Raw genomic sequence first — 14713 nt, 5'->3', positions numbered from 1 at the left:
ACCGAGCGACCGGCCGGCATGCGGGCGAACGACGAGACACCCGACCCGCTGCTGCGGACGGGGGTCGTCGTTCAGACTCTGCTGTTCGGGTTGCTCGGCATCGGCACCACGTTCACGCAGGACGGCCCCACCGAAGGACTCGGCACCGCACTGACCTACGCCGTGTGCATCAGCACGATTCCCGTCGCCCGGATCATGAGCAAAGCCGAATTCGGGATGGACTGGTGGTCTCGCCGCGCACCCGTCAACAACTGGTTCGTCGTGTATTGCGAACTCGGTGTCACCGTGGTGACGGCAACCTACGCTGATCCTCTTGCAGCGCTTCAGGGTGCGATGCTTCTCGCACTGGTCGGTGCGTACGCCGCGCACTTCGCTCGACCGAAAGTGATCTGGTTCCACGTCGTGTGGAGCACGGTGTACATGCTCGTACTCGGATATTCAGCGCTGGCGAAGACCCCTACCGACGCCGTATCGGTCGTCCTCCGAGTCGTGGTGGCCATCACGGTGATCAACGGCGCTGTCACGCTGCTGTCTGCGTTCTCACGAGCAGTACTGCACTCCTCTCGGGTTCATCTGTCCGACGCGATGACCGACCCACTGACCGGAGTGCTGAACCGGCGCGGCCTGGAAGCCAGAGCAGTCGGCGTCGGCAACGACCCCGTTCGTCCGGCCTTGTTGCTGATCGATATCGACCACTTCAAAGCCGTCAACGACCACCACGGCCACTCCGCGGGCGATGTCGCGTTGAGGCTGACGGCAATGCGATTGACCATGAGCGCCGGCCGACACGCGACGGTCTCACGACTGGGCGGCGACGAATTCGTCGTCCTCGTCCCGGATCCGACGCCGACGCTCGGCGAATTCGCCGAGCGCCTTCGACAGGCCGTCCATAACGTCGCGGACGACATCCCGATCACCGTCAGCGTCGGTGCCGCACTGCCACAGGTGGATCCACGCTCCACCTGCACCGTGTTCGACCGAACACTCGCCGCCGCCGACGAGGCTTTGTATCGCGCGAAACGCAACGGCCGCAATTGCGTCGCTCTTGCGCGTCCGCCCGGCGATATCGTTCACTGACGACGGCGTACGGCGATCTGGTTTTGCCGGGTTTCGCGACGACGAAGGCGGGAACTCGGTTGTATGCCGCCCAACTCACTCTGGCTCGACCGACCCGACCGCACGCCCTACCGCGCGATCGATTTCAGACAGAAGTACGACACCGTGGTCATCGGGGCCGGACTCACAGGTTTGGTCACCGCCCTGCTGTTCGCACGAGCCGGAGAACGCGTCGCGGTGCTCGAAGCCCGCACGATCGGTGCCGTCGCGACGGGAAACACGACAGCCAAGATCAGTGTTCTGCAGGGCACGAAGCTGTCGTCGATAGCGTCGAAACATTCGCAACAGCAGGTGCGACGTTACGTGCAGGGCAACACTGCTGGGCAGCAATGGCTGCTCGAATACTGCGGGGAGCGGGGTATAGCGGTCCAACGCGAGACGGCGTACACGTACGCCACGACCAGCTCCGGTCTCACCGCCGTTCGCGATGAATTGCGCGTCGCTCTCGGTGCCGGACTGAACGCCTCCTACGGCACCGACACCGAACTTCCCTTCGATGTCGCCGGTGCCGTGTCTGTTCCGGACCAAGCTCAATTCGATCCGATGGACGCCCTCATTGCCTTGGCCGAGGACGCCTCGAGCGCGGGTGCGGACATCACCGAAGGCACCCGAGCACTCGGTGTGAGACGAAGGCTTCGTCACGTCGACGTCAAGACGGATCAGGGTCCACTCCGCGGGTCGCGGGTCGTCTTGGCCACTGGCACACCCATTCTCGATCGTGGTGCATTCTTCGCTCGAATGGAACCGATGCGGTCGTATGCCGCCGCGTACGAGATCGACGGCGACGTTCCACGCGGAATGTACCTCTCGGCCGACTCCCCCAGCCGATCGATCCGGTATGCGCCCACCCCGGCCGGCGATCTACTCCTCATCGGTGGAAACGATCACGTCGTCGGGCGCGAGTCTTCTCCGCAGGCACAGGTGAACGACCTCGACGAATGGACCGCAGAGAACTTCCCCGGGGCCCGACGACGATACAGATGGTCTGCGCAGGATTACGGGTCGATCGACGCGCTGCCGTACGCCGGACCACTGCTGCCCGGCGACGATCGCATCTGGGTCGCCACCGGGTACGACAAATGGGGAATGACGAACGCCGCGGCGTCCGCGCTCGTTCTTGCACAGCGGGCGTTCGGCGGTCGAACCGACTGGGCCGGCGCGTACGACAGCTGGAATCTGCGCCAACTCACCGGCATCGTCGACGCGATCCGTATCAATGCCAACGTGGGACTGAACATGACGAAAGGATGGGCGAAGCCGATCACCGGGGGCTCGAAAACCCCACTGGTCGAGGGTAAGGGCCACGTCGAGCCCGGCATCGCACCGAAGGCTGTCTGTACCGTCGACGGCGTCACCCACCGCGTGTCTGCGGTGTGCCCGCACCTCGGCGGCATCGTGGCGTGGAACGATGCCGAGAAGTCCTGGGACTGCCCGCTGCACGGTTCGCGTTTCGCTGCCGACGGCTCCGTGTTGGAGGGTCCCGTCACGTCGGGTCTGAATCCGTTGTCCTGACCCTCACATGTGTGGGCAGGAGGCGTCTCACTACCGCACTATCGGCATGACCTGACGCACCTTCGGATCCCGTAGGTACAGCGCACCCCATGCAAGAATTCCGACGTAGACCGCGAACAGGACCGTACTGAAGAGCGGCTTGTCGACCCGCCAGTTGGTGAGAACGGCACCACCGAGATAGCCGGTCAGGAGAACGGCACCCAGAAATGCGGTGCGCGGCACCACGTACAGCACCAAGCACACCAGTAGCACGACGCCGATGACGGGCGTCATCTCGTCGCGCAGCCCCAATTCCACCGTCGCGTCTTTCACCTGCTGCACATTCAGCAGTTTGCCGACGATATCGAAGATCAGAAACAGCGCCAGCAGGCCGGTGAGGACCCAGCCGACGCGCGCAGCGGTACGTGACGTGGTTGCAGGAGTGGTCGTCGTGGTCATGATGTTCTCCGATGTTCGAGATGCACGATGTCGCCGGTATCGACTGCCGTCGGTACGGAAACTCACCGCGGCCCCGGATTCGGTGTCGATCGAGCCACCGTCGCGAGTCCACTCGAACCCGGTGACAGTAAAGTCGAAGAATGTCAGTGCGAGCAGGTGTTGTGGTCACGGGAACCGAGGTTCTTTCGGGTCGGGTGTCCGACAGGAACGGCCCATGGGTCGCCCAGCGACTGTTGGAACTGGGCGTCGACGTCGCCCACATCACTGTGTGCGGGGACAGGCCCGATGATCTCACCGCACAACTTCGCTTCCTCGCCGATCAGCGTATGGACCTCATCGTCACCACTGGCGGGTTGGGGCCGACCGCCGACGATCTCACGGTCGCGACCGTTGCCGCGTTGTACGGTCGAGAACTCCAGCTCGACGTCGAACTGGAGCAGCGCATCCAGCAGATCGTGCAGCGTTGGCGGAGTCGCCTGAGTTCCTCGCCCGATTCGGAGCCCCTTCTCGCGGGCATCCGCAAACAAGCCATGGTTCCGGAAGGCGCGCAGTCCATTTCGCCGACCGGCACTGCTCCCGGCGTCGCGATACCAGCGAGTGACTCCGGGATGCTGCCTGCGGTTCTGATTCTGCCGGGCCCACCGCGCGAACTACAGGCCATGTGGCCCGAAGCTGTGCAGACAGCGCCGGTCTCGCGAGTGTTGGCCAGGAGTGCCGCGGTTCGCCAGGACACCATCCGCGCGTACGGTCTGTCGGAGGCCGACCTCGCGGCGACCTTACGAACAGCGGAGCGCGAGGTAGCGGGATTCGGCGACCTCGAGATCACCACCTGCCTGCGTCTCGGTGAACTCGAAATGGTGACGCGCTATCCAGAATCAGCGGCGGCCGCATACGCCGACGTCGCAGCACTCATCGAAAAACACTATGCAGCACAGGTCTTTTCGACCGACGGATCCACGATCGACGACATCGTGGCGAGTCGCTTGACGGGCCGTCGCATCGCAACGGCAGAATCGTGCACGGGCGGCATGATCGCCGCGCGTCTCACCGACCGTGCCGGGTCGTCGGCATATGTGATCGGCGCGGTGGTGTCGTATGCAAACGAAGCGAAGACCGAACTTCTCGGTGTTCCAGCCGAGGTCATCGACCAGCACGGAGCCGTGAGCGAACCGGTGGCTGCACTGATGGCGGAGGGCGCGCTGAACCGGGTCGGCGTCGACATCGCTGTCTCGACCAGTGGCATCGCAGGCCCCGGCGGTGGCACCGAACTCAAGCCCGTCGGCACCGTGTGCTTCGCGATTGCCGTCCGCGATCAGCCGACCGTCACCCGGACACTTCGACTGCCCGGTGACAGGGCAAGTGTGCGTTCGCTTTCCACCACCGCAGCGATGCACATGCTCGCCGACGCCCTGGAGCCGACGATCTGATTCTTGTGGTCAACGACCGACGATGGACTCCTCGATCGTCTTCGCCACCAGTGCCGCATCGTCGATCATCGGCACATGGCCGACGTTTGCCAGCGTGACGAAATGCGCCCCGGGTAGCCGCTGACGGGCCGCAGGGACGAAATGTTCGGGCGGGAAGATGCGGTCTCCACTCGACCACGCCACGGTGACAGGGCACGGCATTTCGGCGAACGGTGCCACGCTCTCGCGGGTGTTCAACAGGTCGTGAGCCGCATCGCATCCGACGAGGTCTTCGAACGATGCGGCAGCCTGCTGGTGCGTCATCTGCTTGCCGCGCAACGCAATATCACGCATGGCGAGCTGGCGAACGAACCCGAACCGCATCAGCGGCGGCATCAGCGAGCTGGTGGCGTCGGCCAGCTTCTTGGTTCGGATCAACGTCGCCCGACTCTTACCCGGATCGGCGTCGGGCTCCCAGAAACCGGCGGGCGAGAGCGCGCACACCGACCGGGCCCGGCCTCTGCGAGCGAGCTCGATACCCATCCACCCTCCCATCGAATTGCCCGCGATGTGCACGGTGTCGAGACCACGATCATCGAGCAGCTGTTCTGTCACATCGGTCAGAGCACCGATACTCGCGTGATCGAGACGACGTCCACCGCGGTGCCCCGCTGCAGTGGGGACGACGAGGTCATAGTTCTTCTCTAGAAACGGTGCGACGGTGTCCCACGCTCGAGCCGACATCGTCACTCCGTGCAGCAACAGAAGTGGAGGTTTGGTGCTCATTGATTTCTCTCGTTTCGTCGAGGGTGCCAGCTCCGCGTCGCCGTCGAGTATCCGCTACTCGACGTTGGGGTTCGAGTGGTCACGCGTGCGTGCCGCGGCCTCGCTCTTCGGCGATGGAGTTACCGCCGTCGACAACGAGGACCTGGCCGGTAATGTACGACGCCGATGCGGATGCGAGGAATGCGACGAGTGCCGCGACTTCGTCGGGCCTTCCGGAACGCCCCAGCGGGCTGGCCGCTCCCATTGCGTTTTCGTGTTCGGTTGCCGATCCCGTCGCGATCCAGCCTGGCGCAACGATATTGGCAGTGATTCCGCGATGCGCGTTGTCGATCGCTATCGACCGCGTCAAACCCACCAATGCCGCCTTGGCAGCGTGGTACGAGGCATCTCCTCCGTAGGCCATCACCGAGCCGGATACCGACCCTACGTTCACGATTCGTCCGAACCGCTGCTCCGCCATGGGCTCGAGCGCGGCGCGGGTGACGAAGAAGTTCGTGTCGAGGTTGCGTGAAATTGCCGCGTGCCACTGATCGTCCGAGGTGAGCTCGGCCGGGGTCTGTTCTTCGCTGCCCGTTGTTGCGGTCATGCCCGCGTTGTTCACCAATACGTCCACCCGGCCGAAGTGTTCGACTGCGTCGTTCACCAGTCGCTTCGCGGTCGACGAGTCGGTGAGATCGCCGACGAAGCCGATCACCTGCGCACCGGTAGCAGTCAACTCCGCAACACGGAGCTCGATCCGCGACGACGTCGCAGCGATGACGAGCGAGTGTGTTGCCGCCAATGCTCGTGCGCAGGCGAACCCGATACCGTCGGGGCCGCCTGCACCCGTCACCACCGCTACGGGCCTATCGATCTGGGCCCCAGTCGAAACCATGAGTCGAGCACCTCCACAATCGAACGAGCGAACGATGAAACCCCGGGGGGAAAGACCTACTCTCGGTCCCTCGAAGCAAGAGCCTCGAGCGCGTCGAGGTACATCTCGATCTGCTTGGCGAACACCTCTTCGTAATTCATCCGTGCCAGTTCGGCTTTGGCTTGCTCCGCATACGGGAACTTCTCGGGATGCTTCGGGGCGTAGACCTGGACCCACCCTTCCTCCACTTCGCGCGGGTCCGACGCACTGAGCCGAGCGCCCTCGGCACTGACCGAACCGAGAACCAGATTCGCGAAGACCTGATACTGGATCACCGCGGCACGGCCTCGCAAACCGGCCATGTGCATCGCCCGAAGAACCCATTCGACGGCCCTGAGTTCGTTCGGTCCGTTGGTTATCAGGAAGAACGTGGCAGCGGCCGCCGCCGGGTGCGCCGTCGTCGTTCGCCACGCACGCCACGCGAGATCTTCGAGATCCGCGCGCCAGTCGTCGGTCGGCTCGTAGCCGTCCAGAGACAGCTCGTCGAGATGATCGGCCACTGCGGTGAGCAGGTCGTGGCGACTTGCGAAGTGTCGGTACACCGCCGTCGGGGACGCCTTCAACTCGTCACCCAGTCGCGAGAATTTCAACGACGGCTCGCCCTCGGTATCGAGAATTCGCAATGCCGCGGCAACGATTTCCTCCTGCGACAGCGATCCCCTCTTGCGACGCTTGCGTACGTCCGAACTCATCGGCACATCCCTTCGCGTCCGACGCATCGAGCGCGTTTGGACGTGTTTCCGTCTCGCTCTAACGCGATTTTCCTTAGTGAATGCTATTGACTATCACCTTGACTATGACCATAGTCACTGCAACATCAAAAAGATACGACACGAGACAGGACGAGCCATGGACGCCCCCACGGCACCCGAGCTGCGATTCACATTCCGCATCGTCGCCGACACCGGCCCCTACCTACCCCTCGAACAACGAGCCACCGAGCTGCTCGAGTTCATTCCCATCACCGGCGGAACCATCGAAGGCGATGTTTCCGGAACCATCATTCCCGGCGGTGGTGACTGGTCCCTGACTCGCGCGGACGACGCCTACCTGGTCGAAGCGCGATACCTGATTCGTACCGATCAGGACGACATCGTCGACGTGGTCAACCTCGGGATAGTCCGTCACCTCCCCGGTGAGTCCGGCGAAGAGATGGGCTACTTCCAGTCCACTCCCCGATTTCGGACGACGTCACCACGACTTCAGTGGCTCACGCGTTCGGTGTTCGTGGGCCGCGCGACATCCCACGCAACCGGCACCACGATCGACGTCTTCGAAGTTCTGGCCTGATCACTCCCCGTCCCACTCCACAGGAGGCACAACATGACTCAGGCACACCCCGTTCTCTGGACGCTCGGTGCCCGCGAGATCGCCCGACTCGTTCGTACTCGCGCAGTGACCGCACGCGAGGTGATCGACGCGCACCTGGACCGCATCTCCGAAGTCAACGGTCACCTCGGCGCTCTCACCGTCGTATTCCACGACCGCGCACGCGCACTCGCCGACACCATCGATCGCCGAATCGCCGACGGTGAGGATGTCGGTGAGCTCGCCGGGGTACCGATCTCCGTGAAGGAGAACATCGACCTGACGTGGTCTGCGTCGACGCAAGGCTGGACCTTCCTCGCGGATGCGATTCCGACGTCGGATTCGACAATGGTCCGACGGCTGATGGAAGCAGGCGCGATCCCGATCGGCCGGGGAAACATGCCCGACACCGGATTGCGTTGGGACACCGACAACGAACTCTTCGGGCGGACCTACAACCCATGGGATCGTGACCGAGTCGCCGGCGGCTCCAGCGGCGGAGACAGCGTCGCCGTGGCCACCGGCATGTCCGTCATCGGACTCGGCAACGACTACGGCGGATCTCTACGATTGCCCGCCTACGCTGCCGGTATCTGCGCACTGCGACCGTCGGCGGGCCGAGTGCCTGCACCCTCACCCGTCGAGGCCTGGCCCCTGACGGAACAGTTCTTCGCAGTGAACGGACCGATCGCTCGCCGGGTCGACGACCTGGACACCGCCTTCTCGCTGATGCACGGGTCGGACGGCCTGGATCCGATGGCGTCCTCGATTCCTCACCCGACCACCTACGACGGCGTACGTCGCGTCGCCGTCACGCGCGATCCCGCCGGCTGGGGTGTGGATCCGCAAGTGGCCGAAGCAATCTCGGTAGCTGCCGATGCTCTGACCGCTGCGGGGTGGGAGGTCGTCGAGGCCGAGGCACCCATGATCGAGGAAGCTGCAGTGCTGTGGCGTCGACTCTCGGTCACCGAGTTCGTCGGCAATTTCCAACCCGACAGCGGTGCCGAGCCCCTCGGCGCGGGCGCAACGCAGTATTTCCTCGACAACTCCTCGGAGACCGAGGTCTACGAGTCGATCGCCGAGTACAAGGCTGCGTGGGGTCAGCGTGTGCTGATTTCGGCAGCGTGGGAGAGGTTCCACGCCCAGTACCCGATCGTGTTGGGCCCGGTCTCGGCGCGGCGGATGACTGCCGTCGGCTACGACTTGTCCGGTCCCGAAGCGACCACGCAACTGTGGCGTGATCACCGGTTACTGGTGACGGTCAACCTCCTCGGCCTGCCCTCGGTCGCCGTGCCCACCGGGCTCGACTCGGACGGCATCCCGTCCGGCGTTCAGTTGATCGCTCCGCGCAACGGCGACCACATCGCACTCGCGGCGGCCCGAGCCGTCGAGCAGAGCGTCGGAACGTTCACTCCGCTGAAGAAGCCGGCGGGGATGGACCTGCAGAACGTGATCGGCTGACTCCGACTGCCACGGAACAGGTCACCAGCTGACGGTTCCGTGGCGGTCGATGAACCGCCCGGATCCGTGGCCGGGCCCTTCGGTGGCGAGCTGCACGATGGCGTCGGTCCCCTCGGTGACGGTCTGCGGCCCGCTGTTTCCGTTGAATTCGGTTGCGGTGTAGCCCGGATCGGCGGCATTGATGCGAATGTCGCTCAGGCCCTTGGCATACTGCGTCGTCAACATCGTGACAGCCGACTTCGACGCGGTGTAGGCCGGAGCAATCACGCTGGATTCGACGCGAGACGGATCGTGTGTCGCCGCGAACGAACCCATTCCACTGCTGACATTGACGATGACGGGATCGGTGGAGCGGCGCAGTAGTGGAAGGAATGCTGTTGTGGTGCGGACGATTCCGAGGACGTTGACATCGAGTACCGACTGCACATCCTCGGCGGTCAGTTCTTCGATGGCGCTGTGCGGTCCGGGAACGCCCGCGTTGTTGATCAGTACGTCGACAACCCCCTCCTGCCGTTGTACGTCCGCAGCTGCCGATGCGACGGATTCGGCATCGGTGACGTCGATCCGAACGAACCGAGCGCCCAACGCTGCTGCAGCATTCCTACCCCGCTCGGCGTCACGTGCTCCGAGGATCACGGTGTGGCCCTGTTCGATCAGTCGGCGCGCGGTTTCGTAACCGAGGCCCTTGTTTGCTCCGGTGATGAATGTGATGGTCATGGCCCCAGTGTTCAGGTCGACCGGCGTGTGTTCCAGGCACGCCTGGACGGTAGGACAATCGGTACCACCCTCACACCCGCCCGAAGAGTGACAATGGAGTCGTGACCTCGACAACGGACGGACTCGGCGCGACGATCAGATCGTGGCGTGATCGACTCTCACCCGATGCTGTCGGACTGACGACCGGACGATCTCGACGGGCCACGGGGCTCCGACGCGAGGACCTCGCCGATCTCGCGGGCATCTCCGTGGACTACGTCGTGCGGCTCGAACAGGGACGAGCGACGACACCGTCGGTGCAAGTGGTGTCGTCCTTGGCGCGGGCTCTCCAGCTGACTCTTCCCGAGCGAGACCATCTCTACCGCTTGGCCGGCCACATTCCGCCGGTCGACGGGACTATCTCCGACCACATCCCGCCTGGGGTCAGGCGGGTTGTCGGCCGACTCGACGAGGGTGCGGTTGCCGTCTTCGCCGCCGATTGGCAACTGCTCTGGTGGAACCGGAGTTGGGCTGCGCTGGTCGGTGATCCGTCGTCCGTCTCACCCTCGAAGCGCAACTTCGCTCGTGACTGTTTCCCTGTCGGCGCGGACACGCCCGGAATGTCCGCCTGGCCGGTGACGCCGTCCGGCGGCGACGCAGCAGTCCGAGCTGCCGTGGTGTCCGACCTTCGGCGAGCCACTGGACGGTTTCCCCGAGACTCGAGACTGAGGGGCCTGATCGAAGAATTACGCACCGGCAGTTCAGAATTCGAGTCTCTGTGGTCGGTCGGTGCTGTCGGTTCACATCGCGAGGATCACAAAGTGGTCCACCATCCGACGGTCGGACCGATTACCGTCGATTGCGACGTACTCACCGACGGAGACGCGGAGCTGAAAATCGTCATCATGACAGCCGCCCCCGGATCGGATGACGACACGAAACTCCGGTTGGCCGCCGTTTCCGGGTCCGTCGACCAGCTGCGGTTGCCAGTGCAGTAGCGGCCAGTCGAGTGCGTCAGCGACTGCTCTGCTATCCGACGATGCCGCGGAGGAACTCGATCCTGAGCCGGTTGTACTCGTCGGTCCACTGCGAGCCCGTGGTCATGAATGCATGCTCGAGGGTCCCCTCGTTCTTGCTGTACAGATTCAAGCGATTGGCGACGCCCATTCTGTCCAGCTTCGCGCTCAGTTCGGCCGCCTGATCGGGGAAGGTGCCGGTGTTTCCGTCGGCGATGAAGCTCGGCGGGAAGTCGGAGGTGGCGTTCTTCGTGACGTTTGCGCGCGCCAGCCAATCGGCATCGGTGGTGTCGAGGTAGCTGCGTGCACCGATGTCGTACAGAAAGCCGTTCGACGGACTCGGAGATTGCGGTGAGCCGGCCCTCCCCACATCGAGTACCGCACTGTCGAACACCAAGGCCTTCAAAGCGCTTCGATCCATCGTGGGTTCGATGCCCAGCGCACGTGCGTAGTCGGGGTTGGTCCGAACATTGGCGTAGCTACCCACGATCTGACCACCCGCGCTGCTTCCGGCGAGCACGACGCGGCTCATGTCCAAGCCGTATCGGTCGGCGTTCGTTTCCAAGAACTGCAGAGCCTCACCCAGCTGGATCGTCTGTGTGGGAAAACGGTATTCCGGTGCGAACGCATAATTCACCGACACCAGGTTGAAACCGGCGTCGAGTACGGGGCCCGCCCCCGACGCGAAGTACGGGTTGTCCGTCCCGAGTTCGGAATCACCGTCGGCCTTGTCCCCCGCTATCCATCCCCCGCCGTGCACCATGACGTACGTGGGACGGCTGACCGACGGATCGTTGTCGGCGATGTAGATGTCGAGAAACGAATTGGGAAGCGTCGAGCCGTATTCGATGTCACTGGTGCGACCTGCCCCGTTCACTACCGACGTCGCTGTCGGCGCGGCAGAAACGAAGGAATTGCTCTGCCCCAAGGACTGCAGCGCTCGAACCAGCGGCGCCGGACTGGCGGCCGTAGTGATCGTCACTGCGGAAACCACCAACGCAATCGAGGCAGCGAGGCCGGCGGGTACGGCGAGAACCACCCGGCGAGTGCCATCCGAGGAGCCCGCCCACGCCGATCCGAGCAGAAAGAACCCGAGCGCAGTCCCCGCGGTTGCGCTCACGACCCACAGCGCGTGAAAGGGCGTCACCAACCAGGCGACCTGAGCGACCACGGTCACTGCACCGAGCGAAGTTCCTACGGCTACATGCTTTCTGGCATCGGACGCGACGAGACAGGTGGCCACGACGGCCACCACGATGACCCACAATCCCACCGCGAACTGCTGACGGATCAGAAGACACTGGAGCCACGCGAGTGCAACACCGATACCACCGGTCATCACGAGTGCCGATGTCGACGTTCTCGTTCGCCGGCCTTCGAAAATTTTGCTCACCCTTAGCTACGCCGTGGACGTGTGACGTTGCCTGTGCAGGTCACGGACAGCGTCGCTGAACTCGGCGACCGGCCCGTCGACCACTGCTCCCGGCACGACCTGTGTGATGGTGAGCGGCGTGATCGCGAGCGGCGCAGCACCGAATTCTTCCAGCCACGTAAGCAATTGGGCTGTCGAGGTGGCGTAGACGATACGTCCGAGCCCGACAATTCCGTGGCTCGCCGCGCACATCGCACAGTGCTCACCGGAGGTGTATACCGTCGACGATCGTCGCTCACTGGGGTTCAGATTGGTCGCAGCCCACCGTGACAGAGCGATCTCGGGGTGCTGGGTGGGATCGTGTCGATCGCCGACGCGATTGCGGTCCTCCGCAAGCACTTCACCGCTGCCCGACACCAGCACCGAACCGAACGGATCGTTGCCCGTACTCACTGCGGCCGCCGCCAGATCCACAGCACGCGCCAATGCACGGTCGTCGGCGGAAATACTCATGCCGCACCACATGGTGCGTCGACGATAGTAGTGTCCACACCTCGACCGTACCGGTACGAAGCACGGCGAACTCCGCATCGATCCCACGTGCTCCCGCCGAAGCGCAGGTAGCCGACACCGTCACCCGACTTGTCAGACTCGCGACAACGAGCGCACAATTCTTCACCATGGCACTGATCTCGAAGGGCTTCGTGGGCCGACGACGCGGCGACGACGGGCGCACTCCCCCCGGTCAGTATCTGACCAAGGACTTTCCCGTCCTCGCGATCGGGCCTGCGCCCGTGGTCGCGACCGACACGTGGTCGTTCTCGGTCACCACCGAACGGGGCGACACTCGCAGTTGGACCTGGGACGAATTCGCGGCACTTCCGCACGAGACTCCGACCGTCGACATTCACTGCGTCACCAAGTGGTCGAAGCTCGACACCACGTGGAAGGGCGTGAGCCTGGACGGTCTGCTGGACGGTCTCGACACCGATGCCAGGTACGTCGTGGTGCACGGCTTCGACGGTTACACCACCAATCTCCCCCTCGAAGATCTCAGGGACGGGAAGGCCTGGCTGGTCACCGAATTCGACGGCGCTCCCTTGGCTCGCGAACACGGTGGTCCGGCACGGCTTCTCGTTCCTCATCTGTACTTCTGGAAATCGGCGAAGTGGATCTCACGCATCGAGCTCACCCTGGAGAACGAACAAGGTTTCTGGGAGCGCGGTGGGTACCACGACTACGGAGACCCGTGGCGCGAGCAGCGCTACCAGGGCGACTGACGTGGCCGTGACGGCCGGGGCGAAACCCTGGCTCGTTGCCACGGCTGCGGCCGTGCGGCGTGAGACACCCACCGCGTCCACCCTTGTTCTCGACGTCGACGGTTGGCCCGGCCATCTCGCCGGGCAACACGTAGACGTCAAGCTCACCGCCGAGGACGGCTACAGCGCACAGCGCAGCTATTCCTTGGCCTCGGCACCCGACGGCACGACGCGTATCGAGATCGCCGTACAGAACGTCGCGGACGGCGAGGTGTCGCCCTATTTGGTCGAGTCCGTCGAGGTCGGCGATCGCATCGAAATCCGAGGGCCGGTGGGCCGATGGTTCGTCTGGCGGCCGTCCCAACCGTCGGAGACCCCGTCTCCCCCGATTCTGTTGGTGGGTGGCGGTTCCGGCATCGTCCCGCTCCGCGCCATGGTTCGCGCACAGGCGTCCGCGACGGGCGGACGGGTGCCCTTCCGGGTGCTGTACTCCGTGCGCGAACCCGCGGAGGTCTATTTCGCGGACGAGTGGGCTCACCCGCCGGCGGGAGTGGACGTCACCATGATCCACACGCGGCGTGCTCCTGCCGGGAGCGCACGGCCACTCGGTCGGATCACGTTGGAAGACATCGACGCTCACGGATGGCCGGCGGAATTCGAGCCGCGCTGCTACATCTGCGGGCCCACGAGCTTCGTCGACACGGTGGCGGACATGCTGGTAGCGCGGGGTCACTCGGCTGGGAACATTCGTACGGAGCGTTTCGGACCGAGCTGAGACCCCCCGAATCAGCGGCGCTCACGGCGCCACCCCGCAGTAAGCCATCACGGCATTCACCAGGCTATCGATGAACTCGCGGTCGCATGGTTGCCGGGTCAGCAGATGACGGAAGTGAATCGGTGAGATCATTAGCTCGATCGCGAGGCCGGCATCGACATCAGCTGGCACCTCGGAACGCTCGACCGCGCGATGGATGATCACCTGTACGGACCGCAACCGTTGCGACCAGAACGTAGTGCGTGCTTCTGCGGTGGCAGGCGAGTCGGCGATCGAGGCGAGCACTCGAATGAGGCCCTGCCCCAGTGCAGATGCGAGATATCCGTCGAGCGCAGTAGCGAATGCAATCAAGTCGTCCTTCAGCGCGCCCGTGTCAGGCAGCCCAAGAATCCGCTCACTCCCGGTGAACATGACGTCGAGAATCAGGTTCTCGCGTGTCCCCCACCGCCGGTAGATCGTGGTGTCACGCACTCCGGCCCGTCGACTGATATCAGGAATGCCGACCTTGTCGACACCGACCTCCACGACGGCGGCGAGCACTGCCTCGTGGACAGCTTCTGTCACCTGTGCAGCTCGACCGCCGGGTCGCCGCCGTATTTCAGGATGGGTAGGTGTCTGCTCCACACCCCAAGGCTAAAGCAGAAAGTCTTGCATT

General features: G+C 64.0%; 16 protein-coding genes. 8 read left to right on the top strand and 8 right to left on the bottom strand.

Translation table 11 applies throughout. The features are described 5' to 3' along the window. The first annotated feature begins 18 nt into the window (after nucleotides 1–18). Nucleotides 19–1077: a GGDEF domain-containing protein gene (locus CH285_RS04370; protein ID WP_094644573.1), complete on the top strand. Its 1059-nt coding sequence runs from the start codon at nucleotides 19–21 to the stop codon at nucleotides 1075–1077. A 63-nt stretch (nucleotides 1078–1140) separates the two neighbouring features. Then, entirely contained in the window at nucleotides 1141–2628 is a 1488-nt protein-coding gene (locus CH285_RS04365; RefSeq protein WP_032368842.1) for an FAD-dependent oxidoreductase, read from the top strand. A 30-nt stretch (nucleotides 2629–2658) separates the two neighbouring features. On the opposite strand, the gene CH285_RS04360 is transcribed toward CH285_RS04365, so the two are convergent. Next, nucleotides 2659–3066, bottom strand: coding sequence for a DoxX family protein (locus tag CH285_RS04360; protein ID WP_032364793.1), 408 nt, complete (start codon nucleotides 3064–3066; stop codon nucleotides 2659–2661). A 140-nt stretch (nucleotides 3067–3206) separates the two neighbouring features. On the opposite strand from CH285_RS04360, the gene CH285_RS04355 reads away from it, so the two are divergent. Beyond that, complete coding sequence (locus tag CH285_RS04355; protein ID WP_094644572.1) at nucleotides 3207–4493, top strand: competence/damage-inducible protein A; 1287 nt, start codon at nucleotides 3207–3209, stop codon at nucleotides 4491–4493. Between the two features lie 9 nt (nucleotides 4494–4502). On the opposite strand, the gene CH285_RS04350 is transcribed toward CH285_RS04355, so the two are convergent. The 3 genes from CH285_RS04350 to CH285_RS04340 all read right to left on the bottom strand — a co-directional run bounded on the left by CH285_RS04350 (nucleotide 4503) and on the right by CH285_RS04340 (nucleotide 6863). Then, nucleotides 4503–5258: an alpha/beta fold hydrolase gene (locus tag CH285_RS04350; protein WP_094644571.1), complete on the bottom strand. Its 756-nt coding sequence runs from the start codon at nucleotides 5256–5258 to the stop codon at nucleotides 4503–4505. A gap of 79 nt (nucleotides 5259–5337) precedes the next feature. Then, entirely contained in the window at nucleotides 5338–6132 is a 795-nt protein-coding gene (locus tag CH285_RS04345; protein ID WP_032388820.1) for an SDR family NAD(P)-dependent oxidoreductase, read from the bottom strand. 56 nt (nucleotides 6133–6188) lie between these two features. Continuing rightward, nucleotides 6189–6863 (bottom strand): TetR/AcrR family transcriptional regulator, encoded by a 675-nt coding sequence (locus CH285_RS04340; protein WP_094644570.1) that lies wholly within the window; start codon nucleotides 6861–6863, stop codon nucleotides 6189–6191. Between the two features lie 157 nt (nucleotides 6864–7020). Between CH285_RS04340 and CH285_RS04335 the strand changes: the two genes are divergently transcribed. Next, nucleotides 7021–7461 carry a DUF3237 family protein gene (locus tag CH285_RS04335; RefSeq protein ID WP_094644569.1) on the top strand — a complete coding sequence of 147 codons (441 nt, stop codon included), beginning with the start codon at nucleotides 7021–7023 and terminating at the stop codon, nucleotides 7459–7461. A 33-nt stretch (nucleotides 7462–7494) separates the two neighbouring features. Next, entirely contained in the window at nucleotides 7495–8940 is a 1446-nt protein-coding gene (locus tag CH285_RS04330; protein WP_094644568.1) for an amidase, read from the top strand. A 21-nt stretch (nucleotides 8941–8961) separates the two neighbouring features. Here the strand turns inward: CH285_RS04330 and CH285_RS04325 are convergent, their stop codons facing one another. Next, on the bottom strand, nucleotides 8962–9657 hold the full coding sequence (locus tag CH285_RS04325) for an SDR family NAD(P)-dependent oxidoreductase (RefSeq protein WP_032383916.1): 696 nt from the start codon (nucleotides 9655–9657) through the stop codon (nucleotides 8962–8964). A 101-nt stretch (nucleotides 9658–9758) separates the two neighbouring features. Here CH285_RS04325 and CH285_RS04320 point away from each other — a divergent pair, with 101 nt between their 5' ends. After that, on the top strand, nucleotides 9759–10634 hold the full coding sequence (locus CH285_RS04320; RefSeq protein WP_094644567.1) for a helix-turn-helix transcriptional regulator: 876 nt from the start codon (nucleotides 9759–9761) through the stop codon (nucleotides 10632–10634). Between the two features lie 31 nt (nucleotides 10635–10665). On the opposite strand, the gene CH285_RS04315 is transcribed toward CH285_RS04320, so the two are convergent. Then, nucleotides 10666–11991: an alpha/beta hydrolase gene (locus CH285_RS04315; protein ID WP_141214984.1), complete on the bottom strand. Its 1326-nt coding sequence runs from the start codon at nucleotides 11989–11991 to the stop codon at nucleotides 10666–10668. A gap of 60 nt (nucleotides 11992–12051) precedes the next feature. Then, complete coding sequence (locus tag CH285_RS04310; protein WP_094698368.1) at nucleotides 12052–12537, bottom strand: nucleoside deaminase; 486 nt, start codon at nucleotides 12535–12537, stop codon at nucleotides 12052–12054. Between the two features lie 167 nt (nucleotides 12538–12704). On the opposite strand from CH285_RS04310, the gene CH285_RS04305 reads away from it, so the two are divergent. Together CH285_RS04305 and CH285_RS04300 are read left to right on the top strand one after the other, a co-directional pair. Continuing rightward, entirely contained in the window at nucleotides 12705–13304 is a 600-nt protein-coding gene (locus CH285_RS04305) for a sulfite oxidase-like oxidoreductase (RefSeq protein WP_094644565.1), read from the top strand. Nucleotides 13305–13311: 7 nt separating this feature from the next. Beyond that, nucleotides 13312–14058, top strand: a complete 747-nt coding sequence (locus tag CH285_RS04300) for a ferredoxin reductase (protein WP_373454718.1) — start codon at nucleotides 13312–13314, stop codon at nucleotides 14056–14058. A 21-nt stretch (nucleotides 14059–14079) separates the two neighbouring features. On the opposite strand, the gene CH285_RS04295 is transcribed toward CH285_RS04300, so the two are convergent. Continuing rightward, a complete protein-coding gene (locus tag CH285_RS04295) occupies nucleotides 14080–14622 on the bottom strand; it encodes a TetR/AcrR family transcriptional regulator (RefSeq protein WP_176458548.1) in 543 nt (180 codons plus the stop codon). Nucleotides 14623–14713: the final 91 nt, after the last annotated feature.

Source organism: Rhodococcus sp. 05-2256-B1 (assembly GCF_002258465.1).
In the GTDB taxonomy this organism is placed as follows: Bacteria; Actinomycetota; Actinomycetes; order Mycobacteriales; family Mycobacteriaceae; genus Rhodococcoides; species Rhodococcoides fascians.
The sequence above is the reverse complement of the archived record's forward strand: the minus strand, read 5'-3'. Positions and strand labels throughout refer to the sequence as shown.